A 26,783-nucleotide genomic window follows, 5' to 3' on the forward strand; every position below is an offset into this window, starting at 1 on the left:
AGCTGCTCGATAACCTGTTCACGAGCCGTCGCGAGAGGTTGTCAGCGGGTCATCTTCTTGACAAACACCACCACAAACAGCGCCAGCGTAAAGCTGCCGGTGAAGGCCTCGAAGGCGGCGAAGATCCGCGACAGCCCCACCGGGGTGAAATCCCCGTACCCTAGCGTGGTGAAGGTCACCACGCTGTAGTAGAGGCACTCCAGCAGGAAGATGGCGTTCTGTTCGAAAGGGGCGCCGGGCCGATAGACGAGGTGGTTGCCATTGAAGCTCAGGCCAAAGAAGAAGTAGAAGAGGCTGCAAATGAAGATGAGCAGCAGGGAGAAGAGCACCACCCGCATGGGGGCCTCGCCGTAGCCGCAGAAGAGATCGACTATCCAGGAGGTGAAACGGCGGCCGGACCAGAATGGCAGCTGCAGCCGGCGCATGGTGAGCTCCTGCTGGATGTAGCGGCCGGACATGGTGAAGATGCCCTGTGCCTCCGAGGCCTTGCGCAGATCCCGGTAGGTCTCCTCGGCCTCCTTGAACCAGATCCGGGCCTGCGCCGGGTCCCGCTCGCGGCGCCCCTTTCTGTCCTGCATCAACCGTTTGCCGGTATCCAGGTTGTCGAGGCGGGTGTTGTGCCAGCGGATGCCGAGCAGGTTGACGTCGTCGAGGGTGGCGCAGTGCAGGTTGGCATCGCTCAGATCGGCCTTCATCAGGCTGCCCCCCTTCATGCGCAGGCCGTAGAGGTGAGCCCCCTGCAGATTGGCCCGGTAGAGGTTGCACTGCTCCAGCAGAAAACCGTGCGGCGCGCCCTTCTTCACCAGATTGAGCCCGGCCAGGTTGGCGCGGGCCAGTTGCAGGCCGTGGCACAGGCCGCCCTGGTGGACGTAGTGCTCCAGCTCGCGAGCGGTGTGGGGATCCTGATGCTGGCCATGGGGATCGTGCCAGCGGCACAGATCATGCTCCCCCGCCTCTTCGCTGCAGTGGCGGCCATCCGCCACCAGATATCGACACATGGCCATCGCCCGTCTCCTCCCCTTGCCGAGTCAGTATCAGCATAGGCGAGCGGCCGGCGAGAGGGGTCAGCTGAGCTGGGTAAACTCCTGACGCAGCTTGCGAAAACGGTCCTGCTGGGCCGGGTTGAGGGGGATGCCGTCCAACACCTCCAGGGTCTCCTTGCACTCGGTGCCAAACTCCGGGCTCTTGCGATTCTTCTGCATCAGCTGCAGCAGCACCTGGATCTTGTTGAGGGCGGCGCCGGTATTGGCGGGTGCCCGGCGCAGCGCCTCGCGAAAGTGGCCGAGCGCCTGTTCCAGCTCGCCACTCTGATAGGCCTTGATGCCCAGTTCGTTGAGCTGCTGGTAGCGCTGGCGGCGTTCCAGCACCGTCTTGTCGTCGCGGGTGGCCTGGATGCAGGTGGTGAGCAGCCGATCCTCGTCTTCGGCCAGCAGTGCCTGCAGGCTCTCGGCATATTCGAACTCACCGAGCTGATAGAGGGCGAGTATGGTCTCGCCCAGCAGGCTGGGGGGCATGGTGGCCGGCTGATCGAGCCAGTTCTGGTTGGCGCGGTAGAGCATCTTCTTGCCCTTGAGCAGCTCCCCCAGGGCAATCTGCACTCGGGCCTGGCAGATCTGCTCGAACACCGGGTAGTTGAACTCCGCCATCATCAACGAATCGCGAATGCGCGACAGGGCCGAGTTGACCTGCTTTTGCAGGTTGGCGATGTGGTAGATGTCGTTGCTGTTGAGGGCGTAGAGGGTCAGCGCCTGGATATAGGCCCCCAGATAGTGGGGGGTGCGGTGGATCGAGTTGCGCGACAGGTCGATGAGGGAGAGCAGCACGTCCTTGGCCTGGGCGTAGTCGTGGCGCAGCAGGCACACCTCCGCCAGCCGGCGGGAGAGCTGTACCGACTGGGGCGAGATATCCACCGCCCGCTTGAGCTCCTGTTGGGCCTGCTCGTCATTGCCGAGCGCCAGCAGGGATTCCGCCAGCCAGAGGTGGGCCTCCACCATCAGCGGGGTGTTCTTGAGGGTCGCCTGCAGGTGGCTCACCGCCTCCTCGTGCAGACCCAGGGTGTGGCACGCCTTGCCCAGAGTGAGCCGGGCCCAGCTGTTCTCCTGGCCGGCCAGCAGCTGGCGCATCAGGCTGCGGGCCTCCTTGGCCTGGCCCAGCTTGAGCTGGGTATCGGCCTGCAGACAGCGGCAGAAGTTGGCAAAGCGCGGCACCGCATCGGCCCGCTCGGCGCAGGCGGCGAGCAGGGTGGTCAGGTTCTCCTCGGCGAGGGCGCTGAACACGCTCTCCAGCGCCTGGCGACGGGCGAGGGCACGTTTGAGGCGAAACGAGAACTGCTCCTGGGAGAAGGGCTTCATCAGGTATTCGTCGGGCTCGGCCTCCAGCGCGCTCAGCACCATGGCGCGGGAGCTGTCGCCGCTCACCATGATCACCACGCTCTGGGGCGGGATGAGCTTCTGATCGCGCAGGCTCTCCAGCAGCTGGCGACCGTTCTCGCCAACCCCCAGCTCGTAATCGATGAGGTAGATGTCGAAGGACTCTTTCTGGCAGCGCCGTCTGGCCTCTTCGGCCGAGTTGACATAGGTGATGCGACTGATGCCGATGTTGATCAGCATCGCCTTCATCATCACCTGAAAGGAGCGCTGTTCGTTGACCAGCAGGATGCGCTTCGGTTTGGGTGGGGCTTTTTTCTCTGGCTCGGATTCCGGTGTCTGCATCTGTCTGGTCAGGGCGCTACGGGCGGATAACAGAAGTGTGCCACCAAAGCGCGCAGACAGGCAATTGAACATCCATGCCGCCGCCGTTTTTCCTCTGGCAAGGGGGCGCCGGGCCTGAAAAAAACCGCCGCGGCCCTTGACCATGGTCAAACGGGCGATGGATTGCACTGGCGGCGCCCACGCCGGTTTTTAGACTGAAAAGAGGCGGGCCGCGGGCCTGCCTTCGACCATCCAGTGACCACAAGGAGGAATCAAATGAGTTTGCTACCAGGCCGTACCAGTCTGTTTGATGACCTGTTTCACGACATGGCCTCCGGTTTCTACATCCGGCCCCTGCACGGGGATCCGCTGCCGAGCCAGATCAAGCTGGACCTCAAGGAGAGCGACGGCGGCTATCTGCTGCAGGCGGAGCTGCCCGGGGTGGCGAAGGAGGACATCCACGTGGATGTGCACGGCAAGCTGGTGACCCTGAAGGCGGAGATCCGCCAGCACGACAGCCAGAGCCAGGATGAGCGCACCCTGCGCAGCGAACGCTATTTCGGCAGCGTATCGCGCACCGTCGAACTGCCGGTGGAGGTGACGCCGGAGCAGGTGGTCGCCCGCTTCGACAACGGCATCCTCACCCTGCAACTGCCCAAGCAGGCGATGACTCCGGCGCCCCACCGCATTCCCATCGAGTAGCGCCGGCTTGCACACCACGAGGCCCCGCAGTGCGGGGCCTCGCTCTTTCTGGTGGTTGGGGAGCAGGCTGAGGAGAGGGCAGGGATGGCTGGCGGCGACCCCGACTCGTTCCTGATCACAAGGCCACCCGCCGCTCGGCCCCGGACAGCCCTCCGGGTGGATTTTTTCAGAGGGGGATTGTGCGAGTGGGTTTCTTTTGATACCACTGAATGCTTTCCCCTGCGGATCAGCCACCATTGCGCGACAAGGAGTTCCCATGCGCCTGCCACCCTTTCCCCCGCTGGTCTGGATCGTGATCCTGGGCACCTTCATGGTGCGCACCAGTTTCTTCATGGTCTGGCCCTTCCTCTCCATCCTGCTCTACCGGGAGTATGGCCTGTCAGCCTCCGGTATCGGGATGCTGCTGGGCGGCGCGGCCGTGCTCTCCTGCCTCATCGGCTTCTACGTCGGCTGGCTCTCCGACCGGCTCGGCCGGCGCACCATACTGCTGCTCGGCTGCGCCCTGTCGTGCGGCGCCTACCTGTTGCTCGGGTTCGGCCACTCCCTCTGGCTCATCACCCTCGGGGTGTTTGGCTCGGGCCTCTCCTACGCCTTTATCGACACCCCGGGCAAGGCGCTGATGGGGGATCTGCTGCCCGAGAAGGCGCTGCGGGAGCTGGCTCTGCACCTGCGCTACTTCCTGCTCAACGTGGGGGCGGGGGTGGGGCCCCTCATCGGCGTCATGGTGGGGCTGGGTGCGCGCCAGGAGACCTTCGTGGTGACGGCGGCCAGCTATGGCCTGCTCGGCATCGCCTTCCTGCTCGGCTTTCGCCGCGAGTGCGCCGGTCGGCCGGATACCGGCCTCACCCTGGGGGCCATGCTCAGGGTGGTGGGGCGGGATCGCGCCTTCATGCTGTTCATCCTCGCCAACCTGCTGATGATGCTGGTCTATGCCCAGGTGGAGTCGCCGCTGATCCAGTACCTGACCCGCGCCGGCGCCCCCGAGGTGGAGACTCTGGTGGCCCTGCTGGTGGCCACCAATGCGCTCACCATCATCACCTTGCAGTTTCCGCTGCTGCACCTGACCCGGCGCTGGCGGGTGAGCCTGCGGCTGCAGTTCTCCATCCTGCTGATGGCATCGGCCCAGGTGATGTTTGCCCTGTCGAGCCCGGCCCTGCTGTGGCCCTGGCTGGTGGCGATGTTCTTGCTGAGCGTGGGGGAGGCGGTGCTGTTTCCGCTCTTCAACGTGCTGATCGACCAGATGGCGCCGGCTCACCTCAAGGGGAGCTACTTCGGCGCCAGCGCCCTGGCCGGGCTCGGTTGGGCATTCTCGCCTATGGTGGGAGGCTGGTTCTTGCAAGTGTGGGGTGGCCCGGCCCTGTTCGCCGTGATGACCGTGATCTGCATGCTGGTGTTTGCCCTCTACGGGATGGGTCGCCGGGAGGCGCGTCCGTCGGCCTCGCCTGCCGGCTGCGAGGATTAACACGCAAGCGCGTTGACGGCGCTCACTGGTTTGCTGTCGCTGAGGGAATGCGCCAATGCCTCACTGCATTCCCATCGAATCACGCCGGCTTGAAAGCAACGAGGTCCCGCACTGCGGGGCCTCTTTTTTATGGTGGCTGGGTTATGGCTGCCAGTTTATGGCTGTTTGGCCACCAGATAGGGGGCGAACTGGGGGGTATGGCTGGCGGCGAAGCCCTGCTCGGTCTTGACGATGAGGTAGACCGCGAGCCCATGCTCCTTGGCAAAGGCCATCGCCTGTTCCGGCCCCATCACCATGAGGGCGGTGTCGAGGGCGTCGGCCTCGAGCGCGGTCGGGGTGATGACGCTGGCGGAGACCAGCTTGTGGGTGATGGGCTGGCCGCTGGCAGGGTCGATGATGTGGGAGTAGCGCTGGCCGTCGAGCTCGTAGTAGTTGCGATAGCTGCCGGCGGTGCTGAGGGCCATGCCGTTGGGGATCACCACGTCCGAGAAGGCGCCGGGCTGATCGGACGGCTCGACGATGGCTACCCGCCAGGGCTTGCCCTTGGCGTTGTTGCCCTTGCTGCGCACGGCGCCGGCCACCTCGATGAGGTAGTTGTGCATCCCCTTTTGCTCGAGCAGGCCGGCAATCTCGTCGGAGGCCGCCCCCTCGCCCAGGGTGGAGAGATCGAGGTAGAGATCGGGAATGCCCTTGCCGAGCAGGAAGTGATCCCCCTCTGGGGTCAAGGTCAGCCGGTCGATGCCCACCTTCTGGCGGGCGCTGGCGATCTGCTCGGCGCTGGGGCGCTTGACGGGACGTTTGTCCGGCCCGAATCCCCACAGGTTGACCAGGGGGCCCACGGTGACGTCGAGCTTGCCTTTGGTGAGATGGCCGGCATCGATACCCTGCTGCACGATTTTGGCCATGGTGGCGGGAATGGCCATGGGGGGCTGGCCGCTGCCCTGATTGAAGCGGGAGATAAGGGAGTTCGGGTCGTAGGTGGAGATCTCGTGGTTCATGCGCGCCAGCAGGGCGTCGACCTCCTGCTGCAGTGCAGGCTCCCCGCCCGGGAAGGGATCGCTCAGGGTCACCGCATAATAGGTGCCCATGGTCTTGCCCTGGATGCGGGTCTGGGTCGGGGCTGGCTGACAGGCGGTCAGCATCAGCAGCAGGGTCAACAACAGGCCGCGGGGGGCCGGGCGAGCAAGGAGCGACATGCGGGATCTCTCTGGTTAAAAACGGATGGCTCGAGCGCGGGCTGCGAGCCGGGGTCGCCAGCTTAGCCAAGGGCGCAGCGGCGGGCGAGCGTCGGCTGGAGAAAAGGGCGGGAGATAATTAAACAAAGAGTGGTTAATGGGCGGCGCGGCCGGTTTGTCCAGTCAAATAATGGGAACAATCTGGTGACCTGACCCGCAGCTTTGCGCTAAAGGCATAGCCGAATGACGACAGTTGAGTAGAATAAGGTCGATTTTGACAGCATGTTTGCCAGCCATGGTGCGAGCCTGCAGGCAATTGTGTTGCCATCTATTGCCAATCAAAGGAGAGGATGATGAAAAAGGCGATTACCCTGCTGTTTCTGAGCACCCTGGCTGCCCCGGCTCTGGCCGATGAGTGCGCGTTGGTCATCGAAGGCAATGATGCCATGCAGTACAACCTCAAGGAGATGAGCGTACCGGCCACCTGCAAAGAGGTGACCGTGACCCTGAACCACACCGGCAAGATGCCGGTGACCGCCATGGGCCACAACTGGGCGCTGGCCAACACCGCCGACTATCAGGCCGTTGCCACCGCGGGCATGAGCGCCGGCGCCGACAACAACTACCTGCCCAAGGATGATCCCCGCGTACTGGCCCACACCAAGCTGGTGGGCGGCGGCGAGAGCACCAGCGTCACCTTCAAGACCGACGGCCTGGCCGGCAAAGATCTCACCTTCTTCTGCTCCTTCCCCGGCCACTTCGCCATGATGAAGGGCACCTTCAAGGTCGGCTAAGACGTTGTGCCGACTCAGAAGCCGGGCAGTGCCCGGCTTTTTTGTGGCCGCTTGCCATGCCGTAGGAAACCCTGGCTCTGCGCCGGGAGTTGTGTGCCGTTTTATGATCCGGCGCGGGGTGAGTGGGGAGCATAGCGGGTAAGATAGGCCCCTTTCGGGCCTGATGGTCCGCCTGAGAGGAGTCGTTTGTCGTGAGAAACGCCATCAATTGGGTGGTCGGCTGTTGCCTGCTGCTGGTATGCGCCATCGCGCTGGCGGCAGAGCCGCCGGTGAAGAAGAGCCGCAACGGCATCTGCCATCCCAAGGGCGGCACCTACTACAGCCGCACCAAGCACTACACCCCCTATGACTCCATGCAGGCCTGCCTCGACAGCGGCGGCCGGGCGCCGAAACGCTGACCGGCGCCAGCCACCTACCTGGGCTGCAGGGTAAAGAAGGCGATGGCGCTCTTCTTCTGGCAGTCGAACTGGATGCTCTGCTCGCCGCTGATCAGTAGGGTTTCGTTGACCGCCATGGGCTGGCCCGCCGCCGTGAGCTGGCCGCTCAGCAGGTAGCAGAGATAGGTCTTGTCCGCTTCCAGGGTGAGGCTGAGCGGGAAGGGGAGGTTGAGTACCCGCACGTTGGCACTGAGGCGGGCTGGATCATAGATGAGCCCCAGATCCGTCACCTCTTTTTTCAGCAGCTCGCAGTGGGTGTCGTCATCCCCGCTGAAGTGGGCCGCCTCGAAGGTGGCGTAGGGGTGGCCGTTGAGCACGAAGCCGGCCCCGCTGATGGGCAGCAGGATGCGCTGATAGCCGGGGAATTTCGAGAAGGGGCCTGCCCCTTTGATGGGCGCCGAGCTCAGCCGATAGGCAAAATCGAGCTTGTCGAGGCTGGCGCCGGCAGGGGAGATGAGGATCTGGGCTGTGGTGCCTTGCTTGTTCTTCCAGGGCATCTTCAGCTGGTCGGACTCTTTTATCAGGGTGATCAATGGCGCCTCTGCAGGTGGTGAGCGGGGTGAATTGTGTGGCCCAGTGATACCATCCCGCCCGCCGGCCCACAAGGTTGCGTCTGTTCGTCCCGCACTGCCCGCCCACTATTTCATCAGTTTCATCAGTCAGGCCAGCCATCGCCCTTGCGTTGGCTGCTTGCCTGTCGCGGCTGTATGAAACGCAACCACTTGTGCAGGGCGGCGAGAGGGCAAAACGGCAGGCTGTGATCCTGTCGCTGTTAAAGCGGCGGCGGCTCGCTACACTGGCTGCTCTGTTGCCCAAGGAGGCCCCATGACTCACAAGATCATTCTGGATACCGATCCCGGTATCGATGACGCCATGGCAATTCTGTTTGCCGAAGCCCACCCCGCCATCGAGCTGCTCGCCATCACCACGGTATTTGGCAATGCCACCATCGAGAACGGCACCCACAACGCCCTCTGGCTCAAGCAGCAATACGGCATGAAGGCGGATGTGGCGCAGGGGGCGGCCGCCCCGCTGCGGCGCGAGCCGGTGGGCCCGACCACTGTGGTACACGGCCCGAGCGGATTTGGCGACGTGACGGCGGGGGAGGTGACGCTCACCCCGGATCCCCGGCCGGCCTGGCAGTATATCGTCGAAGCGGTGAAGGCTGCGCCCGGCGAGATCACCCTGGTTACCATAGGACCCCTCACCAACCTGGCGCTGGCGCTGCAGGCGGCCCCCGAGATTGCCGGCCTGGTGAAGCAGGTGGTGGTGATGGGCGGCGCCTTCGGCGTCAACGGCCATCGCGGCAATGTGACCCCCTATGCCGAGGCCAACATCCACGACGATCCGGATGCCGCCGACCGGGTGTTCACCGCCCGCTGGCCTGTGGTGATCATCGGGCTGGACGTGACCCAGCAGAGTTTCTTCAGCAGCGCCTATCTGGATGCGCTGCGCGACGACGCGGGGGAGCCGGGCCGTTTCCTGTGGGATGTCAGCCGCTTCTACCTGCGCTTCTACTCCGAGCGGATCGGGCTCGACGGTTGCCACGTGCACGACCCGTCCGCCATCGCCTACGTGATCGATCCGACCCTGTTCACCCTGCGCGCGGGGCCGGTGCGGGTCATCAACGAGGGCCCTGCCATCGGTCACACCCTGCAGAAATTTGACGGCAAGTCCCATCCCCACGACGAGTGGGCCGATCATCCGGCCCAGCAGGTCGGGGTGGCGGTGCGGGATCAGGCGCTGCTGGCGCTCTATCGGGAGACGCTGGTGGCCTGGGGTCGCAACCGCTAGAGGGCTCGGCGAGCAGGGTGGCTTGCGGTCGGACTTGAGGCACGGCTGTGATCCGCGCCAAACAATCGGGGGCCAGTTGCGGCTTATACTGGCAGCAACCGTGTGAAGAAGGAGAAACAGGATGGCCTGGTTGTCGTTGCTGGTGGCGATTGCCCTGATCTGGTGGTTGATGAAGCTGGGGCGTGGCGCCCTGTTCGAGATCCGGCTTGCCCCCGGCAAGGTGCAGGTCAAGCGGGGCAAGGTGTCGCCCGTGTTCATCGAGCATGCCAAACAGATCCTGCGTCACGAGACGGTGCGCGGGCGCATCCTGGGTCAGCGCGATGGCGATGGGGTCAAGCTGGTCTTCTCCCGCTCCATTCCGGAGCCGGTGGCCCAGCGCTTTCGCAACATCTTCCCCTATGGTGATTACCGGCTGGGGGCAGTGCCGCTCTCCGGCTCCAAACCGCGCAAGGGGTGAGTCGTCACTCACACAGCAAACGGGCCTCCATTGGAGGCCCGTTTCGTTATGGTCGGCGCGAGTTATTGGTGCAGGGCGCGCTGGGCCTTGACCGTCTCCGGCTTGATGGCCACCCCTTCATTGCCCCAGGAGGCGCGCAGGGTATTGACCAGCTCGGCGATCTGCTGATCGTTGAGGGTCCAGCCGTAGCCCGGCATGTGGTAGCCGATGTGGCCCTGGGTGACCGGGGTCTCGGCGCCGTGCAGCACCACGTTGAGCAGGCTGGCCGGATCCTCGGCCAGCACGGTCTGGTTGCCGATCAGGGAGGGGATGACGTGGTCGTTGCCGCGCCCGTCGTTGCCGTGGCAGGTGGAGCAGTACATGGCGTAATCCGCCTTGCCGCCGGCACTGGCGTAGGCCCGGTTGCCCCTGGCGGCCGGTGCCTCGTCATCCAGCCCGGTCAGGTAGGTGGCGATGCTGGCCAGATCCGCGTCGCTGAAGTACTGGCTGCTGTGAGTGATCACTTCCGCCATGGGGCCGCTGACGGCCTGATGCTGGCTGCGGCCGGTTTTCAGCAGATCGATGAGGGCCTGCTTGTCGTAGCGGCTGCCGCGGATGTCGGGAGCATACCAGCCATCCAGGGTAGCGCCGCTCAGATAGAGGGGATCCGCTTCGGTCAGGGCTTTCTCCTGCATGCCGATCCCGCGCGGGGTGTGGCAGCTGCCGCAGTGGCCGGCCCCCTGCACCAGATAGGCGCCACGGTTCCACTCTTCACTCTTGCCGGTGACCGGGGTGAAGCGGCCGTCATCGTGATAGAGCCAGTTCCAGCCCCTGAGGGGCCAGCGCATGTTGAGCGGCCAGGGGATGTCGCTCGCCTTGTTGGCAATGGCCTGCGGCTGCACATCCTGCATCAGGTAGTGGTAGAGGGCGGTGAGATCCTCATCGCTCATCTTGGCGTAGGCGGTGTAGGGCATGGCCGGGTAGAGGGGGTCGCCGCTGCGGGTGATCCCTTCGCGCATCACCTTGATGAACTCGGGCAGGCTGTAGTTGCCGATGCCGTGGGTCTTGTCCGGGGTGATGTTGGTGGCGTAGACGGTGCCGACAGGGGTGGGGAAACCCTTGCCGCCGGCGAGCGGCTTGCTCGCCTCGCTGGTGTGGCAGGCGGCGCAGTCCCCCAGCTTGGCCACGTATTCACCCGCCGACATGGCGGGGGCGGCTTGCAGGGCGAAGGTGGGCAGGGCCAGCAGCACGGCGCTGGCAGTCAGGGAACGGATCATTTGGCACCTCCCTTGGTCAGGGCGACCAGCTCGTTGACGGCGCGCCACGCCTCGTCGATGGCGGCGTGGGCATAGGGGCTCCAGCCCGCGTCCGAGTTGGCGATGGTGATGTTGCCCACCGGCTGGCGACCCCGCTCAATGAAGCGCTCCGACTGCTCTTCATCGTCAAACAGGGAGTTGGCGATGTAGGAGTAGCCGTGGGACCAGCGGTTGACCGTGATGGCGAGGATATCCTGCTCATGGTTGAAGCCGGCCTCGCCCAGCATGGCCTGCAGCTGCTCGCGGATCATCTGCTCGTGCTGCTCGAACGGCATGCCGAGGAGCATGGCGCGCCCCTTGCGGGACTGCTCGCGGGCCGACAGGCCGCTGCCCGGCAGGGTCGGCACATAGACCATGTGCAGGCACATGGGTTGGTCCGGGTTCTTGGGATGCTCGTAGCCGCCGAGGTCGACCGGGTAGTCGAGCTTGACCCGGCTGTAGGGGGCGGCCGGGGCATAGACCTCGTGCACGCCGAGTTTGACGAACGGTTGCCAGTTTCTGATCACTACCTTGGTGTAGACCAGCGGCGCCTTGACGTTCTGGCGCAGCGCCTCCTTCTGGGGCGCCGGCATCTCGGGCACCAGGTAGGGGATCATCATGTTGTAGCCGGCCATGATGCACTGTCTGGCCTGCACCCGGTGCAGCTTGCCCTCCTTGATGTAGGTGACGTCCACCCCCTGTTTGCCGTCCTTGAGCGGCACGTTTCTGGCCTGCAGCGCCGTGCTGCCGAGGCGCAGCTGCACCTTGTGCTCGGGGCGGTCGAGCTGGCTGTAGTCGAACCTGGCCAGCACCACGTCCTGCATGGTGTGGCCCGGGGCCACCTGCGGGATGAGCTTGCGCACCATCAAGCGGGTGAGGCCGGCGTTGCCATCCGGGAAGTGGAAGATGTAGGGGTCGTCCAGCTCGGCCTGGGATTCAGCATCGAGCGGGGTGAGATCCATGCCGGCAAAGCCCGGCAGGGCGCACAGGCGGGCGTCGGCGCAGGAGGTGGCATCGATGCCGACCGCCTGGAAGTCGTCGGTGCGCTGCTGGAAGAAGGTGATGGCCCGCTCGCTCAGCCCCACCTTGTCGCGCAGGAAGGTGGTGTAGCTGTTGCTCTCCATCCAGGCGTCTTTCTGCTCGCGGGTCATGCCGTGCAGGTAGTCGGTCTTCTCTTCGTGCAGCGCCAGCAGGGCGGCCTTGTCGGTGTCGTCGAACGGGAAGTCGCCGATGAACTCGGCCAGCGGCCGGCCGTTCAAGCGATCGCGCGGGATGTCGTCGGCCACGCTGTGGCCCGGGTCGCCGCTCACTATCTTGTTGACCCCAAAGTGCTTCTCGTCAAAGAAGACGCCGCGGCTCAGGCCCAGATCCGGGTAGAAGGTCTGCTGGAAGCCTTTGGCCAGCTCGTCGATGTTGACCTCGAGCACCTTGAGCAGCCCCAGTGCCACCGGGCTGTAGACGGAGCGCGGCGATTGCAGGGATTCGCTGCCGCCGTAACCCAGCCGCAGGCCATCCGGGGTGGTGAACTCGTTGCGCTTGGCGTGGCCGCCGAAGTCGTCGTGGTTGTCGAGCAGCAGGATCTTTTTGTCCGCCCCGAGCAGTTGCTGGTAGAAGCAGGCGGCGGAGAGGCCGCTGATGCCGGCGCCGACGATCACCAGATCGTACTCACCCTCCAGCGGGAGGTGGGCGAAGTCATACTGTTTGCCGTCGCGGGCGATGCTGTGAGCCGGCTCGAAGGAGCCCGGATGGTTGCCGCGCAGGCCGGTGAGAGCGGGCGGATAGACCAGCGTCTTCTCGGCCAGCGCCTTGCCGCCTTCGGCGGCCTGCAGCAGCTGGATGGGGGCGACGCCGGCCGCAATGGCAATGGCGACGCCGTTGAGAAAGTCTCTGCGTGTGATGCTCATGGCAATCCCTGTAAATGAAGAGTCGAATGAGAGATGGGATAGGGTTGAATTCGTGACTGACGAGTAACGAAGGGGCGCAACCTACCGCTATATCCCGATGGAGTCCATGGCTTTGATAATAACTTATTAAACAAAATGGGGGATCATGTGATGGCCATGGCGGTGAGATGGATGAAATATACATGTTTGTGAGGCAAAGCCACATCAACACCAAGGAATTAATTGAAATTTAATTTGATTAATTATGGTTAATTTCGAGTCTCACCTTTATTCGGCCATGGTCGACAAACAGGGCCTGATTATCGCCTGAATTTTCACCGCAAGGCCACCAAATGACACCCTTTATCCTTGTAAAATAAAAGGTTAAACGACGAAGTGGTCATTTAATCGACGCCGATTGAATGAAATTGAGTCAGCCGCTGATTAATTGAGAAGGGCCCGATATGGATAAATTCAGCGGCGTCAAGCCATTAACATGCGACACACAGAAATCGCAAACAGCACACAAGTGAAAGATTAATTTTTCATGTTGTTCACATCCCCCCCCGGTGAAATAGAATGCTGCGTTTTTCTTACCACTTTAGCCTTGCGAAGATGAGGACATTGCATGAGACCTTTTGATGTAAAGAGGGGCTTGGGCGCTTTGCTGTTGCTCGCGACTGCCGGCTTGCTGAGCGGCTGCGACATGGCGCTGATGAGCCCCAAGGGGCAAGTTGGTCTGGAGCAGAAGTCACTGATATTGACCGCACTCGGCTTGATGCTGATCGTGGTGGTGCCCGTGATCGTGATGGCAGTGGCGTTCGCTTACAAATACCGAGCGTCCAACACCAATGCCACCTATGCGCCTGACTGGGCCCACTCCAACAAGATTGAAGCGGTCGTCTGGACCGTACCCGTCATCATTATCGCCATCCTGGCGGTGATTACCTGGAAGACCTCCCACTCTCTGGATCCCTACAAACCGTTGGAATCCGAGGTGAAACCGATCCAGGTCGATGTCATCTCCCTTGACTGGAAATGGTTGTTTGTCTATCCGGAGCTGGGTATCGCCTCGGTCAACGAGCTGGCATTCCCGGTCAACACCCCGGTCAATTTCCGGGTGACCTCCGACACCGTGATGAACTCCTTCTTCATTCCCCAGCTGGGCGGCCAGATCTACGCCATGGCGGGCATGCAGACCAAGCTGCACCTGATCGCCAACGAGGCAGGCCAGTACAAGGGTATCTCGGGTGGCTACAGCGGCGCCGGTTTCTCCGGCATGAAGTTCAACGCCATCGCCACTCAGGATCAAGCCGGTTTCGACGCCTGGGTCGCCAAGGTGAAAGCCTCTTCCAAGGCGCTCAACACCATGGATGAGTTCAATACCCTGGCCAAGAAGAGCGAAAACCACCCGGTGGAGTACTTCGCCAGCGCCGATCCCAAGCTGTTCGTCAACATCATCAACAAGTTCATGGGCGACATGAAGCACGGCGAGCACGCCGCCATGCAACACGGCGAAGCGCAGGCCGCGATGCCGCATGATGCCTCCATGAGCCACGAAGGCATGGAGCATGACGCCTCCATGAGCCATGAAGGCATGGAGCACGGCGACGCCATGCACCATGAGGCCCAGGGCGAGCAGATGGACCACGCCGGTCACATGCCGGCCGACAAGACTGTGAAAGCGGGTACTAACTGATGTTTGGAAAATTAACACTCGATGCCATTCCGTACCATGAACCCATCATCATGGTCACGATCGCCGGCATCATTCTGGGTGGGCTGGGTATCGCCGGTCTCATCACCTATTTCGGCAAGTGGCAATATCTGTGGAAAGAGTGGCTGACCTCGGTCGACCACAAACGCCTCGGTATCATGTATCTCATCCTCGGCATGGTCATGCTGCTGCGCGGCTTCGCCGACGCTGTGATGATGCGTACCCAGCAAGTCATGGCCTCGGCCGGGGGCGAGGGCATACTGCCACCTCACCACTACGACCAGATCTTCACCGCCCACGGCGTCATCATGATCTTCTTCGTGGCCATGCCGCTGGTGATCGGTCTGATGAATATAGTGGTGCCGCTGCAGATCGGTGCCCGTGACGTCGCCTTCCCCTTCCTGAACAACCTGAGCTTCTGGTTCACCGCCGCGGCCGTGGTGCTGATCAACGTCTCCCTCGGGGTCGGTGAATTCGCCCAGACCGGCTGGCTGGCCTATCCGCCCTTGTCGGGGCTGGAGTTCAGTCCGGGGGTCGGGGTCGACTACTGGATCTGGAGTCTGCAGATCTCGGGTCTGGGGACCTTGCTGACCGGCGTGAACTTCTTCGCCACCATCATCAAGATGCGCGCCCCTGGCATGACCATGATGCGCCTGCCGGTGTTCACCTGGACCGCCCTGTGCGCCAACGTGCTGATCATCGCCTCCTTCCCGATCCTGACCGTCACCATCGCCCTGCTGACCGCAGACCGCTACCTGGGTACCCATTTCTTTACCAATGACATGGGTGGCAACATGATGATGTACATCAACCTGATCTGGGCCTGGGGTCACCCCGAGGTGTATATCCTGGTACTGCCGGTGTTCGGGATCTTCTCCGAAGTGGTGGCGACCTTCTGCAAGAAGAAGCTGTTCGGTTACACCTCGCTGGTGTGGGCGACCATCGCCATTACCGTGCTCTCCTTCATCGTCTGGCTGCACCACTTCTTCACCATGGGGTCCGGCGCCAACGTTAATGCCTTCTTCGGCATCACCACCATGATCATCTCCATCCCGACCGGGGTGAAGATCTTCAACTGGCTGTTCACCATGTACCGCGGTCGCATCGAGTTCACCTCGCCCATGCTGTGGACCGTCGGCTTCATCATCACCTTTACCGTGGGTGGCATGACCGGGGTACTGCTCTCCGTGCCGGCCGCCAACTTCGTGCTGCACAACAGCCTGTTCCTGATCGCCCACTTCCACAACGTCATCATCGGCGGCGTGGTGTTCGGCTGCTTCGCCGGTATCACCTACTGGTTCCCGAAAGCGTTCGGCTTCAAGCTGGATGACGTCTGGGGCAAGCGTGCCTTCTGGTGCTGGATCACCGGGTTCTTCGTGGCCTTCATGCCGCTCTACGTGCTGGGCTTCATGGGCATGACCCGTCGTGTCAGCCAGAACATCGATCCCGAGTTCCACGGCTGGCTGGTGGTGGCTGCCTGCGGCGCCGGTCTGATTGCGCTGGGCGTACTGTGCCAGGTGATCCAGATCGTGGTCAGCATCCGCGACCGCGAGAAGAACCGCGACCTGACCGGCGATCCCTGGGGTGGCCGTACCCTGGAGTGGTCCACTTCCTCGCCGCCCCCCTTCTACAACTTCGCCATCGAGCCGAAGATCAAAGGGCTGGATGCGTTCTGGGAAGCCAAGCAGGACGGTTCTGCCTATCAGCAGCCCAAGCACTATGACCCGATCCACATGCCGAAAAACTCCGGTGCTGGCGTCATCATCGCCGCCTTCAGCACCCTGTTCGGCTTTGCCATGATCTGGCACATCTGGTGGATGGCCATCGCCGGCTTCGTCGGCATGATCGCCACCTGGATCATCCACAGCTTCAACGACGACGTGGACTACTACGTGCAGGTTGACGAGATCGAGCGGATCGAGCGTCAGCATTTTGAAAATCTCAACAAGGTGGCTTAATTCCATGGCGACTGACGTTCTACATCACACTCACGGTGCCCATGAGGATGGGCACCATGATGCCGGCGCCAACAAGGTATTCGGCTTCTGGATCTACCTGATGAGTGACTGCATCCTGTTCGCGACCCTGTTCGCGACCTATGCGGTCCTGGTCAACGGCACCGCCGGCGGCCCGAGTGGCAAGGACATCTTCGAACTGCCGTTCGTGTTTGCCGAAACCATGCTGCTGCTGCTGAGCTCCATCACCTTCGGCTTTGGCATGCTGGCCATGAACAAGAACAAGGTGGCGGCGGTCAATACCTGGCTGTTCATCACCTTCCTGTTCGGTGCCGGCTTTATCGCGATGGAGATCTACGAGTTCCATCACCTGATTGCCGAGGGCTACGGTCCGGATCGCAGCGGTTTCCTCTCTGCCTTCTTCACCCTGGTGGGTACCCACGGTATCCACGTGACCAGCGGTCTTGTCTGGATCATCGTGATGATGGTGCTGGTAGCCAAGAAGGGGCTGACCGATCGCAACCGTACCCGTCTGATGTGCCTGAGCCTGTTCTGGCACTTCCTCGACGTGGTGTGGATCTGCGTCTTCACCGTGGTCTATCTGATGGGGGTCATGTAATGAGTCATTCCGTTGACAATCACGGCGCCAGCCACGGCAGCGCCAAGAGCTACCTGATCGGCTTCGTGCTGTCCCTGATCCTGACCGCAGTGCCGTTCTGGATGGTGATGGACGGTTCTGCCTCCCACACCACCGTGCTGGCCACCGTGGTCGGCATGGCGGTGGTGCAGATCTTCGTGCACCTGGTCTACTTCCTGCACATGAACACCTCGTCCGAGGAGCGCTGGAACCTGGTGGCACTGATCTTTACCGTGCTCATCATCGCCATCGTGGTCGTGGGTTCCCTGTGGATCATGTACAACCTCAACATCAACATGATGGTTCACTGAGCAGGTTGGCAATGATGATGAAGCAATACCTGCAAGTGACCAAGCCGGGCATCATCTTCGGTAACCTCATCTCGGTTATCGGAGGGTTCCTGCTGGCCTCCAAGGGGAGCCTGGATGTGCCCCTCTTCATTCTGACCATGGCTGGTGTATCACTGGTGGTCGCCTCCGGTTGCGTGTTCAACAACTACATCGACCGGGACATCGACTGCATCATGGAGCGCACCAAGAACCGTGCTCTGGTGAAGGGTCTGATCGCCCCCGGCGTATCGCTCTGGTACGCGAGCGCCCTCGGCATTGCGGGCATTGCACTGCTCTACTTTGCGGGCAATCCGTTGGCCGCCCTGCTGGCGGTGCTGGGCTTCATTGTCTATGTGGGGGTCTACAGCCTCTACATGAAGCGTCACTCGGTCTACGGCACTCTGGTCGGCAGCCTCTCCGGCGCCGCGCCGCCGGTCATCGGCTACTGCGCGGTGAGCGGTCAGTTCGACTCGGGGGCGCTGATCCTGCTGGCGATCTTCAGCCTGTGGCAGATGCCGCACTCCTATGCGATCGCCATCTTCCGCTTCAAGGATTACCAGGCGGCCAACATCCCGGTACTGCCGGTGGTGAAGGGGATCCCGGTGGCCAAGCTGCACATCACCCTCTACATCCTGGCCTTTATGGTGCCGACCCTGATGCTGTTCCTCGGCGGTTATGCCGGTTACAAGTATCTGGTGGTGGCCACCGCGGTCAGCGTCTGGTGGCTGGGGATGGCGCTGTCTGGCTACAAGGCGGCGGTGGATGACTCCCTCTGGGCGCGCAAGCTGTTCATGTTCTCCATCGTCACCATTACCTGCCTGAGCGTGATGATGTCGGTGGACTTCCAGCCGGAGGCAGAGCCTGCGGTGCTGGTGAGCATGCTGCCCTGATAGTGTGACTTGCCCCCCTAAAATGCATGAAATCCAGAGCCGGGAACCTTCCCGGCTCTGTTATTATGGGGCCGCCCCGTCGGGCACTTTTCCCTTGTGTCGGGTGTGGCAAGCCCAGTGTCGGCCACTCCTTGAGTCTTCCTTTTTCCTGACCTATCGAGGCCATCATGAATGATTTCACCATGACGAGGGGCGAGCGCCGTGCCACCTGGGCGCTCGGCTCCGTCTTCTCGTTGCGCATGCTCGGCATGTTTATGGTGCTGCCGGTGCTGACCACCTACGGCATGTCGCTGGCTGGCGCCTCCGAGGCGCTGATTGGCCTGGCCATCGGCATCTACGGCATGACCCAGGCGCTGTTCCAGATCCCGTTCGGCCTGCTCTCCGACAAGGTGGGTCGCAAGCCCCTCATCGTCGGCGGTCTGCTGATGTTTGCCCTCGGCAGCGTGATCGCGGCGCTCACCCACTCCATCTGGGGCGTGATCCTCGGCCGCGCCCTCCAGGGCAGCGGCGCCATCTCGGCTGCCGTGATGGCGCTCCTGTCGGATCTCACCCGCGAACAGAACCGCACCAAGGCGATGGCCTTCATCGGGGTGAGCTTTGGCATCACCTTCGCCATCGCCATGGTGACCGGCCCCCTCATCACCCATGCGCTGGGGCTCAGTGGTCTCTTCTGGCTGATCGCCCTGCTGGCGCTGGCGGGCATTGCCGTCACCCTCTGGCTGGTGCCGACCCCGAGCGGCCACCTGCTCAATCGCGAGTCCGGCATGGTGAAGGGGGGGATGCGCACCGTGCTGACCAACCCGCGCTTGCTCAAGCTCAACTTCGGCATCCTCTGCGTGCACACCCTGCTGATGTCGAGCTTCGTGGCGTTGCCGCCGCTGCTGGAGCGTGCCGGCCTGCCTCGTGACAGCCAGTGGCAGGCTTATCTGGTCACCATGCTGATCGCCTTCGTCAGCGTGGTGCCGTTCATCATCTATGCCGAGAAGCGCAGAAAAATGAAGCGGGTGTTCCAGATCTGCGTGCTGGTGATGCTCATCGCCGAGCTGGTGCTCTGGCAAAGCGGCCTGCAGCTGTGGGGCCTGCTGGCCGGCCTGCAGATCTTCTTCATCGGTTTCAACGTGATGGAGGCGCTGCTGCCCTCTCTTATCAGTAAGGAGTCGCCCCCCGGCTACAAGGGCACCGCCATGGGGATCTACTCCACCAGCCAGTTTATCGGGGTGGCCATCGGCGGCAGCCTCGGCGGCCTGCTCTACAGCCTGGGCGGCGGTGTCCTGGTGTTTGGCGGCTGCGCCGCGCTGGCCCTCGTCTGGCTCGGGGTCAGCCTCACCATGGCCGAGCCCCCCTACGTGAGCAGCCTGCGCATCGTGCTGCCGGAAGGGGTGGCGGCCGACGCGGCGCTCGAGCAGAAGATCCGCGCCTGCGAGGGGGTGAGCGACGTGCTGCTGGCCGCTGCCGAGCGCTCCGTCTATGTGAAGGTGGACAGCAAGCGCCTGAGCCGGCGCGATCTGGAGTCGCTGGTCGCCGCCTGAGGACACCGACCAGCATGAAAAAGCCCGCCAATCCGGCGGGCTTTTTATTGGGCTCCATTCAGCTGGATTGTGCCCAGCTGTGCTGTACGCTCAGTCGGCCTGGCAGCGCTGCTCGGCAGGCAGGCTCGCGGCATCCCCCAGCAGCAGGGTGCTGAGAGCCGCCCGGGCGCAGCGGGAGCTGTTCAGTTGGCCGTGCTGATTGCTCTGCGTCACCTGCACCAGGCGCGCGGCGCTGCCAAAGGCGGCCTGCATCTGGCGGGCACCGGCGAAGGGGGTATTGGGGTCGTACTCGGCGCCGAGCACCAGGGCCCTGGCATCATCCGGCAGCTTTATCTCGCCGGCGCCATAGCTGGCGATGGGCTGGCGCGGATAAGGCCAGTCGGCGCAGGTGTTGAAGCTTTTGGCCAGCAGCAGGGCACCGGCCCCCTGGAAGGCGGCATCTTCCGGAGCCAGCCCCTGCCAGCCATAAGGCTCGCTGTTGTCGGTGCAGTGGATGGCGCTGAAGAAGGGCATCTCCTGCAGTTCCTGATAGGGGTTGTCATCGTCCTGCCCGGCGAGGCGGGCCAGCAGGGGGCCGGCGTCGTCCTGCTGCCAGAAAGCGAGCTGATCGTCGCGCTGGCTGCCGCTGATGGCATCGCCCAGCACCGCCACCCAGCTGGCACGGTCGAGCACATTGCCCTGATTGTCCACATAGCGGCCGTTGTCGCGCACCTGGCGGGTCACCGCCATGCTGTGCTGCAGCGCCTGATCCCCGAAGCGCCAGGCCAGGATGCGGTTGGCATTCTCGGCATCGCGGCGGAAGATGGCCGGGTAGCGGCTCTCGGCAGGGGACATCGGCGAGTCGACCACCAGATTGGCCACGTGGCTCGAGTAGCGGGCGGCATAGAGGGCGGCCAGACGAGTGCCGTAGGAGAAGGTGATGGGGGTGATCCGCTCGCGCCCCAGGTGCTGGCGCAGGCGCTCCATGTCCTCGACCACGGCCCGCGAGCCCAGGTGCGGCGCATGCAGCCGCAACGGCTCGTCGCAGCGCTCGCGCAGGGTGGTGCTAAAGGCCTTGCCCTGATCCGCCCCGCTCTCGAGTGCCGGCAGGGCGCCCTTGTCCCGGCTGGCAAAGAGCTGGGCGAGCTGCGCCGGGGTCATGTCTGGCCGCACGCCTTGCTTGTCGGTCAGCAGGCAGCTGCGCAGTTCGTGGCCGAGGGCGCTGTAACCGGCCCCGCGGGGATCCAGGGTGACGATGTCGTAGTGCTCAAGGATGGCGGGATTGGCGCTGCGCAGCAGGTCGAGCAGAAGGCCGAGATCCGGGGTGGCCGAAGTGGGGCCGCCCGGGTTGTAGAACAGGGTGCCGCGATAGTCGCCGCTGGCGCGATAGTGCAGATAGAAGATATCCAGGGTGTCGCCCTTGACCGTGCGGGTCTCCTGTTTGACATGGGGGCGGCTGGGCTGGTTCGACCAGGAGGAGAAACGGCCGCTGTCGCCGGAAAAAAAGCCACTGCCGGTGCGCGAGGTGGGGCTTTTCTCCCACTTGCTCTCCTTGATCTGGACCCACTCCTTGTCGTAATCGAGCGGTACCGTCAGATAGTGGCAACTGACCTGACTGGCGGGAATGGCGATGCCGTCCTCCTGCCAGCCCTGGCGCAGCTGTTGGCAGACCTGGCCGGCGTCATAGCCGGCGCGAATATGGCGAGCCTGGAAGGGCTCCTCTTTCTTTTCCAGATTGCAGCCTGCCAGCAATGCCGGTGCCAGCAGGGTCATCATCAGCGTGTATTTCATTGTCTATTTCCATTTATCTAGCCTGAACCCCGAAATAGTACGGGGACGGGCCGACCGGATGGCAGCCGGAAGTTGTATGGAAATATTGCAAGGTGTGTCGATTTACATATTTCTGGTGATATTTGGTGGTCTCATTGATCTATTTGAAAATAATGACCGGCAACGCGCACCGTTATTTTATGCGGGATCAATAACGGCGGCGCAACCGGTCGGCGCAGGGGGCGGCTCCGGCGTTACGCGGGCGCGCGCCAGAACGGCTTGTCCCCCAGCACGGTGGCCCTGTGCATCACTCGCCGGGCCGGCAGATAGTCTGCGTTGGCGTAATGCTGGGTGACCCGGTTGTCCCAGATGGCGATGTCGTGCTCCCGCCAGCGCCAGCGCACCTGATACTCGGGCTTGGTGACATGGCGAAACAGGAAGGCGAGCAGCGCTTCGCTCTCTTGTGCCGGCAACTCGGGCAGGCGGGTGGTGAAGCCCTCATTGACGAACAGTGCCTGCCGGCCGCTCAAGGGGTGGGTGCGAACCACAGGGTGGCGCAGCGGCGGGTTGCGGGCCGCCGCCTCCTGCCAGCGCTGGTATTCGGCCGGGCTGGCGTTGTGACGATGGGCCGGGAACGACTTGGTGAAGTCGTGCTCGGCCTCCAGCCCTGCCAGCAACTGCTGCAGGCGGGGGGAGAGCCCCTCGAAGGCGGCGATGCCGCTGGCCCACAGGGTATCGCCCCCCACCGGCGGCAGCTGCTTGGCGGCCAGAATGGCCAGCGCCGGCGGCGTCTCGATGAAGGTGACGTCGGTGTGCCAGTTGTCGTTGTCCGGTGGGTTGTCGTCGTGGGTGTCGAGCACGATGATCTCCTCGGCCTCCGGCGCGTGGGGATAGACAGGGTGAATGTGCAGATCGCCGAAGCGGTTGGCCAGCGCCCGCTGCTGGCGGGGGTTGATGGGCTGATCCCGAAAGAACAGCACCTGATGGGTAAGCAGGGCCTGCTGCAACTGCGCGAACTGGCCCTCATCGAGCGGCCCGGCCAGGCTGATGCCGCTGATCTCGGCGCCGATGTGGGGGCCGAGGGGGGTGATATACAGGGAATTGCTCATAGTCCTTCTCCATGCCACGGCGTCAGGCGACGCTGCAGCGCACGTAAACCAAGTTCCAGAGTGAAGGCGATCAGGGCGATCACTAGAATGCCCGCCAGCACCACGTCGGTGGCGAGAAACTCGCCGGCGGCTTGCACCATGAAGCCCACACCGCGGGTGGCGGCGATGAGCTCGGCCGCCACCAGGGTGGACCAGCCGACCCCGAGCCCGATACGCAGCCCGATGAGCATGTCCGGCAGGGCGCCGGGCACGATGACATACCAGAGCACCTGCCAGCGGTTGGCGCCGAGCGCCCGGGCGGCCCGCAGCCGCACCTGCCTGGCGCCCTGCACCCCGGCCAGGGTGGCCATGGCGACCGGCGCGAAGATGGCCAGATAGATGAGCAGTACCTTCGATGTCTCGCCGATGCCGAACCAGATCACCATCAGCGGCAGGTAGGCAAGGGGGGGCACCGGTCGGTAGAGCTCGATCAGCGGGTCGAGCATGCCGCGCAGGGTGGGGCTGAGCCCCATGGCCAGACCCACCGTCACGCCGCACAGGGTGGCTGCCGCGAGGGCGATGAGGATGCGCTGCAAACTGGCCGCGAGGTGTTGCCAGAGGGTGGCGTCCATGAAGCCCTGCGGCCCGGCGAGGGTGAGCAGCTGTTGCAGCACCTGGGCGGGTGGCGGCAGGAACAGCGGGCTTATCAGCTCGAGCCTGGCCACCAGCCACCAGAGCGCCAGCAGGGCACCCAGAGTCAGCAGACTTATCCCAAGCCGGCGTGGCAGCGGCCAGCGCAGGCGTATCCGGCGGGCAGGGTCGAGCGGGCGGGAGAGGGTTAGGCTCATACAAACACCTCCCGCTCGGCAAAGACCCGCTCCAGCACATACTCGCGCCGGGCGATGAAGGCGGGATCCGACTTGATGCTACGGCAGGGCTCGCCGGCGGCGAAGCGGCGGCCAAAATCCAGGGTGAGCCGCTCCATGACTCTCCCAGGCGCCGGGGAGAGCAGCACCAGCTCGGTGGCCATGAACACCGCCTCCTCGATATCGTGGGTGATGAGCAGTACCTGCCGGCGCTGCTCGTGCCACAGGCGCAGCAGCAGGGTCTGCATCTGCTCGCGGGTAAAGGCGTCGAGGGCGCCGAAGGGTTCGTCGAGCAGTAGCAGTTGCGGCTGGGTGGCCAGCGCCCGGGCGATGCCGACCCGCTGGCGTTGGCCGCCGGAGAGCTGCCAGACCGGCTTGGCGTGGGCTTCTTCCAGCCCCACCTTGCGCAGCATGGCCAGCGCGCTGGCCTCGCGTTCGCGGCACGGCACGCCGGCCAGCTGCAGGCCGAAGGCGACGTTGTCCAGCACGTTGCGCCAGGGCAGCAGCCCCTCGTTCTGGAAGACCACCCCCCGCTCGGCGCCGGGGCCGCGCACCGGCCGCCCCTGCAGGCTGATGGTGCCTTGCTGGGCGGGCTGAAAACCGGCGATGAGGTTGAGCAAGGTGGTCTTGCCGCAGCCGGAGGGGCCGAGCACCACCATCAGCTCGCCCGCATCCAGGGTCAGGTTGATGTTGTCGAGGACTCTGCGTCCGGCGTAATCGGCACAAAGGTGAGTGAGCTGCAGCATGCATGCCTCCTTGTGTTGCGGGGTCAGCGGGCGTGAGCCTTGACGAAGCGGTCGGTCACGTAGTCGCGATAATCGTGACCAGCGCTTCGTACCTTGCCCTGCTCCTTGAGAAAACGGCTGGTGTCCACCAGGGTCTGGTTCACCAGCTCCTTAAGCTCGGCGCCCTGCTGGCTGGCGCTCAGGTAGCTGTTGCCCCTGACCAGCGCGGGCACGTCCGCCTCGGGTACGCCGCTCAAGGTTGACAGCTTGGCGAGGTTGTCCGGCTTGGCGAGCCAGCCGTCGGGGTTGGCCAGGTAGTCGCGCTGGGCCGCCAGGGTGCTGTCGACGAAGGCCTGCACCAGTTCGGGATGGGCCTTGGCGAACGCCTTGCGTACCACCCAGACATCCAGGGTGGGGGCGCCCCACTCGCCCACCTGGGCCGAGTCGGTCAGTACCTTGCCGCCCTTGGTCAGCTCGTTGAGGGCCGGCGCCCAGACATAGGCGCCATCGATGTCACCCCGCTGCCAGGCGGCGATGATGGCCGGTGGCTGCAAGTTGACGATCTGCAGGCTGGCCGGATCCACTCCCCAGTGCCGCAGCGCGGCCAGCAGGCTGTAGTGGGTGGTGGAGGTAAAGGGGACGGCGATGCGCTTGCCGGCCAGGGCTGCGGGGGAGTTGAGCCCGGGCTTGACCACCAGCGCTTCCGAGTTGCCGAGCTGGGAGGCGAGCAGGAACACCTCGATGGGCACCTGCTGGTTGACGGCCACCGCCAGCGGGCTGGAGCCGATGTTGCCGATCTGCACGTCGCCGGAGGCGAGCGCCCGCACCACGCTGGCGCCGCTGTCAAACTTGAGCCACTTCACCGTGGCGCCGCTGGTGCGGGCAAAGGTGTCGTCGGCCTGGGCCACCTTGGCCGGTTCGGCCGAGGTCTGGTAGGCCACAGTGACGTCCACGGCCCTGGCTTGCAGGCTGAGCAGGGCGAGCGCCGCCAGCCAGAGGGAATGTCCTTTTCCTGTCATGATATTGCTCCATCGGGGGGGGGGAATGAAGCGGCAGTTTTCCCATTTATCGGGGCGCTGAGGAAAGACCGAAAATATATGGCTGATGAAATATGGTTCTTAGAAAAAGAACGGCAATTAAATCCGTTTATTCATATATCTCAATATGGCAAGTCGATATTTGGTGGCTGGCAATGAGTGCTAAAAAAATGCTGAAAATATCGGCAAGCCATATTCAGATATGGCAATGCTTGCCCATTTATTGAATATCGAACCGGCTGGCTGGGCGGATAAAATAAAACCCGCCGGTTGGGCGGGTTGGTATGGTGCAGGGGATACCGCTGAGGCAAGACGCGCACAAGCAACGGGCCGGGCGAGTAAGGCCCGCCCGGAATCAGCGCTCCAGCAGGGGGGCGGAGCGGTAGCTCCAGAGCCCGTAGGTGCGCAGGGCATCGCGGTAGATGCCGAGCAGCTCGCTGTCGCTCACCTTGGCAAGTTCGGAGAGTGGCTTGTCGGGGTAGCTGACGCTGTCTATCCGGATCCCGGCCGGCCCGCTCTGCCAGCAGGCGATCTCAAGCAATGTCTGGCCCCGGCGCACATGGCTGGCGGAGCTCACCAGAGTGGCGTACTCGATCTGATGGCGGGCGAGGGCATAGCCGCTGTAGAGGGCGTTCTCCACCGTGCTGGTGGCGTAGTTCTCCTCGATGATGCGGGAGCGATCTATCCCCTTTTTCACCAGCCAGTCGGCCATCAGCTTGCCCTCGGTCTGACGGTTCTGGGGCACGCCGCCGGTCAGGATGATGAGGGCCGCCGGGTTGGCCTTGGCCAGCGCCCGGGTGGTTTCCAGCCGGCCCAGCAGGATGTCGTGCATGGAGCCGTCGGGATTGAGGGCATAGCCCAGGGTGACGATGGCCCGGTTGCCCGGCTTGGGTGAGCGCTCACCCTGCTCCTTGAGCGGGGTGGCGATGACGCGCTCGACCGTGTCGAAGATGCGCTGCAAATCGGCGGCCCGGCCGGGATTGAGGGTCGCCAGCTTGCTCTGATACCCCTTGGCGGCGGTCTCGTTGTGCTTGAAGGTCTGCCAGGTGGCGAGGTGGCTCAGCAGGTCGATGTCATCGGGCGCGGTGCTGAGGGCTTGCTCGAACAGGCCGATGGCCTTGTCCACGTTGCCGTTGTAGATCTGGGCGTTGGCCGCCGAGATGAGCAGGTCGGTGCGATAGGGCTCGAGCTGGTAGGCCTCTAGCAGCAGCTCGGTCACCTGCTCCATGTTGCTCGGCATCTTGGCGGTGAAGCCGGCGGTGGAGATGCGGGCGGGGGATTTGAAGATCTGCCAGGCGTCCGCCAGCAGCTGATCCACCACCTGGCGCTTGCTGATGTACTGGTCGTAATTCTGCTCCTTTTGCAGGGAGCGTACCGGGGTAGCCCAGGCTTCGGAAGGGAGCACGGCAGGCAGTGTCAGCAGGCCGGCCAGCGTCAGGGCAATCGCGGTTCTTTTCATCATGATGGCGTTCCACCGAAGGTTGATGGCTCCAGGCCATTCCAGGACCATGGGGCTTTTTCAATAAAAACATAAACTTGGTGATTGGTCAGTGTACCGCGTTGCGGCATGAAAAAAACGTGAACCGCTTCGGT

24 protein-coding genes are annotated in these 26,783 nt (G+C 63.5%); 12 read left to right on the top strand and 12 right to left on the bottom strand.

The annotated features are described in order from the left end of the window. Positions 1 to 41: 41 nt before the first annotated feature. Together PG897_RS12980 and PG897_RS12985 are read right to left on the bottom strand one after the other, a co-directional pair. Positions 42 to 1,004 (bottom strand): ion channel, encoded by a 963-nt coding sequence (locus tag PG897_RS12980; RefSeq protein ID WP_017765686.1) that lies wholly within the window; start codon positions 1,002 to 1,004, stop codon positions 42 to 44. Positions 1,005 to 1,064: 60 nt separating this feature from the next. Next, positions 1,065 to 2,711: a tetratricopeptide repeat-containing response regulator gene (locus PG897_RS12985; protein ID WP_201883880.1), complete on the bottom strand. Its 1,647-nt coding sequence runs from the start codon at positions 2,709 to 2,711 to the stop codon at positions 1,065 to 1,067. A 255-nt stretch (positions 2,712 to 2,966) separates the two neighbouring features. Between PG897_RS12985 and PG897_RS12990 the strand changes: the two genes are divergently transcribed. Together PG897_RS12990 and PG897_RS12995 are read left to right on the top strand one after the other, a co-directional pair. Continuing rightward, positions 2,967 to 3,392: an Hsp20/alpha crystallin family protein gene (locus tag PG897_RS12990; protein ID WP_042051231.1), complete on the top strand. Its 426-nt coding sequence runs from the start codon at positions 2,967 to 2,969 to the stop codon at positions 3,390 to 3,392. Positions 3,393 to 3,648: 256 nt separating this feature from the next. Further along, positions 3,649 to 4,854, top strand: coding sequence for an MDR family MFS transporter (locus PG897_RS12995; protein ID WP_201883879.1), 1,206 nt, complete (start codon positions 3,649 to 3,651; stop codon positions 4,852 to 4,854). A gap of 155 nt (positions 4,855 to 5,009) precedes the next feature. On the opposite strand, the gene PG897_RS13000 is transcribed toward PG897_RS12995, so the two are convergent. Further along, entirely contained in the window at positions 5,010 to 6,050 is a 1,041-nt protein-coding gene (locus tag PG897_RS13000; protein WP_201883877.1) for an FAD:protein FMN transferase, read from the bottom strand. A 332-nt stretch (positions 6,051 to 6,382) separates the two neighbouring features. Here PG897_RS13000 and azu point away from each other — a divergent pair, with 332 nt between their 5' ends. Beyond that, complete coding sequence (azu, locus tag PG897_RS13005; RefSeq protein WP_016351438.1) at positions 6,383 to 6,823, top strand: azurin; 441 nt, start codon at positions 6,383 to 6,385, stop codon at positions 6,821 to 6,823. Positions 6,824 to 7,014: 191 nt separating this feature from the next. Next, complete coding sequence (locus tag PG897_RS13010; protein WP_005302947.1) at positions 7,015 to 7,221, top strand: hypothetical protein; 207 nt, start codon at positions 7,015 to 7,017, stop codon at positions 7,219 to 7,221. A 14-nt stretch (positions 7,222 to 7,235) separates the two neighbouring features. Here the strand turns inward: PG897_RS13010 and PG897_RS13015 are convergent, their stop codons facing one another. Then, positions 7,236 to 7,793, bottom strand: a complete 558-nt coding sequence (locus tag PG897_RS13015; RefSeq protein WP_065016955.1) for a HutD family protein — start codon at positions 7,791 to 7,793, stop codon at positions 7,236 to 7,238. A 292-nt stretch (positions 7,794 to 8,085) separates the two neighbouring features. On the opposite strand from PG897_RS13015, the gene PG897_RS13020 reads away from it, so the two are divergent. Both PG897_RS13020 and PG897_RS13025 read left to right on the top strand, forming a co-directional pair. Then, entirely contained in the window at positions 8,086 to 9,054 is a 969-nt protein-coding gene (locus tag PG897_RS13020) for a nucleoside hydrolase (protein ID WP_201883872.1), read from the top strand. 121 nt (positions 9,055 to 9,175) lie between these two features. Continuing rightward, the gene (locus PG897_RS13025; RefSeq protein WP_270829089.1) at positions 9,176 to 9,511 is read left to right on the top strand and encodes a DUF3634 family protein; all 336 of its coding nucleotides are present in this window, start codon (positions 9,176 to 9,178) and stop codon (positions 9,509 to 9,511) included. Between the two features lie 62 nt (positions 9,512 to 9,573). On the opposite strand, the gene PG897_RS13030 is transcribed toward PG897_RS13025, so the two are convergent. Both PG897_RS13030 and PG897_RS13035 read right to left on the bottom strand, forming a co-directional pair. Beyond that, positions 9,574 to 10,767, bottom strand: coding sequence for a c-type cytochrome (locus PG897_RS13030; protein ID WP_201883868.1), 1,194 nt, complete (start codon positions 10,765 to 10,767; stop codon positions 9,574 to 9,576). After that, entirely contained in the window at positions 10,764 to 12,689 is a 1,926-nt protein-coding gene (locus PG897_RS13035; protein WP_201883866.1) for an NAD(P)-binding protein, read from the bottom strand. Before PG897_RS13035 ends, PG897_RS13030 begins: the two co-directional genes overlap by 4 nt. Before the next feature lie 607 nt (positions 12,690 to 13,296). Between PG897_RS13035 and cyoA the strand changes: the two genes are divergently transcribed. The 6 genes from cyoA to PG897_RS13065 all read left to right on the top strand — a co-directional run bounded on the left by cyoA (position 13,297) and on the right by PG897_RS13065 (position 19,725). Then, entirely contained in the window at positions 13,297 to 14,367 is a 1,071-nt protein-coding gene (gene cyoA, locus PG897_RS13040) for a cytochrome o ubiquinol oxidase subunit II (protein ID WP_080689745.1), read from the top strand. Further along, positions 14,367 to 16,343, top strand: a complete 1,977-nt coding sequence (gene cyoB / locus PG897_RS13045) for a cytochrome o ubiquinol oxidase subunit I (RefSeq protein ID WP_005302935.1) — start codon at positions 14,367 to 14,369, stop codon at positions 16,341 to 16,343. Before cyoA ends, cyoB begins: the two co-directional genes overlap by 1 nt. A 4-nt stretch (positions 16,344 to 16,347) precedes the next feature. After that, on the top strand, positions 16,348 to 16,959 hold the full coding sequence (locus PG897_RS13050; protein WP_005302934.1) for a cytochrome o ubiquinol oxidase subunit III: 612 nt from the start codon (positions 16,348 to 16,350) through the stop codon (positions 16,957 to 16,959). Further along, positions 16,959 to 17,288, top strand: a complete 330-nt coding sequence (locus PG897_RS13055; protein ID WP_005302933.1) for a cytochrome o ubiquinol oxidase subunit IV — start codon at positions 16,959 to 16,961, stop codon at positions 17,286 to 17,288. Before PG897_RS13050 ends, PG897_RS13055 begins: the two co-directional genes overlap by 1 nt. An 11-nt stretch (positions 17,289 to 17,299) precedes the next feature. Next, positions 17,300 to 18,196 carry a heme o synthase gene (cyoE, locus tag PG897_RS13060; protein WP_201883864.1) on the top strand — a complete coding sequence of 299 codons (897 nt, stop codon included), beginning with the start codon at positions 17,300 to 17,302 and terminating at the stop codon, positions 18,194 to 18,196. Positions 18,197 to 18,363: 167 nt separating this feature from the next. After that, complete coding sequence (locus tag PG897_RS13065) at positions 18,364 to 19,725, top strand: MFS transporter (RefSeq protein ID WP_201883861.1); 1,362 nt, start codon at positions 18,364 to 18,366, stop codon at positions 19,723 to 19,725. Positions 19,726 to 19,815: 90 nt separating this feature from the next. On the opposite strand, the gene PG897_RS13070 is transcribed toward PG897_RS13065, so the two are convergent. The 6 genes from PG897_RS13070 to PG897_RS13095 all read right to left on the bottom strand — a co-directional run bounded on the left by PG897_RS13070 (position 19,816) and on the right by PG897_RS13095 (position 26,700). Beyond that, on the bottom strand, positions 19,816 to 21,495 hold the full coding sequence (locus PG897_RS13070) for an alpha/beta hydrolase (protein ID WP_201883859.1): 1,680 nt from the start codon (positions 21,493 to 21,495) through the stop codon (positions 19,816 to 19,818). Between the two features lie 233 nt (positions 21,496 to 21,728). Beyond that, positions 21,729 to 22,583, bottom strand: coding sequence for a taurine dioxygenase (gene tauD, locus PG897_RS13075; RefSeq protein ID WP_139725906.1), 855 nt, complete (start codon positions 22,581 to 22,583; stop codon positions 21,729 to 21,731). Next, positions 22,580 to 23,410: a taurine ABC transporter permease TauC gene (gene tauC, locus PG897_RS13080; RefSeq protein ID WP_201883857.1), complete on the bottom strand. Its 831-nt coding sequence runs from the start codon at positions 23,408 to 23,410 to the stop codon at positions 22,580 to 22,582. Before tauC ends, tauD begins: the two co-directional genes overlap by 4 nt. Next, positions 23,407 to 24,174: a taurine ABC transporter ATP-binding subunit gene (gene tauB / locus PG897_RS13085; RefSeq protein ID WP_201883856.1), complete on the bottom strand. Its 768-nt coding sequence runs from the start codon at positions 24,172 to 24,174 to the stop codon at positions 23,407 to 23,409. The genes tauC and tauB overlap by 4 nt, the downstream gene beginning before the upstream one ends. A gap of 23 nt (positions 24,175 to 24,197) precedes the next feature. Continuing rightward, positions 24,198 to 25,172: a taurine ABC transporter substrate-binding protein gene (gene tauA, locus PG897_RS13090; protein WP_201883854.1), complete on the bottom strand. Its 975-nt coding sequence runs from the start codon at positions 25,170 to 25,172 to the stop codon at positions 24,198 to 24,200. A 373-nt stretch (positions 25,173 to 25,545) separates the two neighbouring features. Further along, a complete protein-coding gene (locus tag PG897_RS13095; RefSeq protein ID WP_201883852.1) occupies positions 25,546 to 26,700 on the bottom strand; it encodes a YdcF family protein in 1,155 nt (384 codons plus the stop codon). Between the last annotated feature and the right edge of the window lie 83 nt (positions 26,701 to 26,783).

The organism is Aeromonas sp. QDB20 (genome assembly GCF_027707805.1).
Lineage (GTDB): Bacteria > Pseudomonadota > Gammaproteobacteria > Enterobacterales > Aeromonadaceae > Aeromonas > Aeromonas dhakensis.

What these genes read in the sequence shown, in the direction of transcription:
- PG897_RS12980 (WP_017765686.1), bottom strand. Translation starts at nt 1,004, where the DNA reads ATGGCCATGTGTCGATATCTGGTGGCGGATGGCCGCCACTGCAGCGAA.
- PG897_RS12985 (WP_201883880.1), bottom strand. Translation starts at nt 2,711, where the DNA reads ATGCAGACACCGGAATCCGAGCCAGAGAAAAAAGCCCCACCCAAACCG.
- PG897_RS12990 (WP_042051231.1), top strand. Translation starts at nt 2,967, where the DNA reads ATGAGTTTGCTACCAGGCCGTACCAGTCTGTTTGATGACCTGTTTCAC.
- PG897_RS12995 (WP_201883879.1), top strand. Translation starts at nt 3,649, where the DNA reads ATGCGCCTGCCACCCTTTCCCCCGCTGGTCTGGATCGTGATCCTGGGC.
- PG897_RS13000 (WP_201883877.1), bottom strand. Translation starts at nt 6,050, where the DNA reads ATGTCGCTCCTTGCTCGCCCGGCCCCCCGCGGCCTGTTGTTGACCCTG.
- azu (WP_016351438.1), top strand. Translation starts at nt 6,383, where the DNA reads ATGAAAAAGGCGATTACCCTGCTGTTTCTGAGCACCCTGGCTGCCCCG.
- PG897_RS13020 (WP_201883872.1), top strand. Translation starts at nt 8,086, where the DNA reads ATGACTCACAAGATCATTCTGGATACCGATCCCGGTATCGATGACGCC.
- PG897_RS13025 (WP_270829089.1), top strand. Translation starts at nt 9,176, where the DNA reads ATGGCCTGGTTGTCGTTGCTGGTGGCGATTGCCCTGATCTGGTGGTTG.
- PG897_RS13030 (WP_201883868.1), bottom strand. Translation starts at nt 10,767, where the DNA reads ATGATCCGTTCCCTGACTGCCAGCGCCGTGCTGCTGGCCCTGCCCACC.
- PG897_RS13035 (WP_201883866.1), bottom strand. Translation starts at nt 12,689, where the DNA reads ATGAGCATCACACGCAGAGACTTTCTCAACGGCGTCGCCATTGCCATT.
- cyoA (WP_080689745.1), top strand. Translation starts at nt 13,297, where the DNA reads ATGAGACCTTTTGATGTAAAGAGGGGCTTGGGCGCTTTGCTGTTGCTC.
- cyoB (WP_005302935.1), top strand. Translation starts at nt 14,367, where the DNA reads ATGTTTGGAAAATTAACACTCGATGCCATTCCGTACCATGAACCCATC.
- PG897_RS13050 (WP_005302934.1), top strand. Translation starts at nt 16,348, where the DNA reads ATGGCGACTGACGTTCTACATCACACTCACGGTGCCCATGAGGATGGG.
- PG897_RS13055 (WP_005302933.1), top strand. Translation starts at nt 16,959, where the DNA reads ATGAGTCATTCCGTTGACAATCACGGCGCCAGCCACGGCAGCGCCAAG.
- cyoE (WP_201883864.1), top strand. Translation starts at nt 17,300, where the DNA reads ATGATGATGAAGCAATACCTGCAAGTGACCAAGCCGGGCATCATCTTC.
- PG897_RS13065 (WP_201883861.1), top strand. Translation starts at nt 18,364, where the DNA reads ATGAATGATTTCACCATGACGAGGGGCGAGCGCCGTGCCACCTGGGCG.
- PG897_RS13070 (WP_201883859.1), bottom strand. Translation starts at nt 21,495, where the DNA reads ATGAAATACACGCTGATGATGACCCTGCTGGCACCGGCATTGCTGGCA.
- tauD (WP_139725906.1), bottom strand. Translation starts at nt 22,583, where the DNA reads ATGAGCAATTCCCTGTATATCACCCCCCTCGGCCCCCACATCGGCGCC.
- tauC (WP_201883857.1), bottom strand. Translation starts at nt 23,410, where the DNA reads ATGAGCCTAACCCTCTCCCGCCCGCTCGACCCTGCCCGCCGGATACGC.
- tauB (WP_201883856.1), bottom strand. Translation starts at nt 24,174, where the DNA reads ATGCTGCAGCTCACTCACCTTTGTGCCGATTACGCCGGACGCAGAGTC.
- tauA (WP_201883854.1), bottom strand. Translation starts at nt 25,172, where the DNA reads ATGACAGGAAAAGGACATTCCCTCTGGCTGGCGGCGCTCGCCCTGCTC.
- PG897_RS13095 (WP_201883852.1), bottom strand. Translation starts at nt 26,700, where the DNA reads ATGGTCCTGGAATGGCCTGGAGCCATCAACCTTCGGTGGAACGCCATC.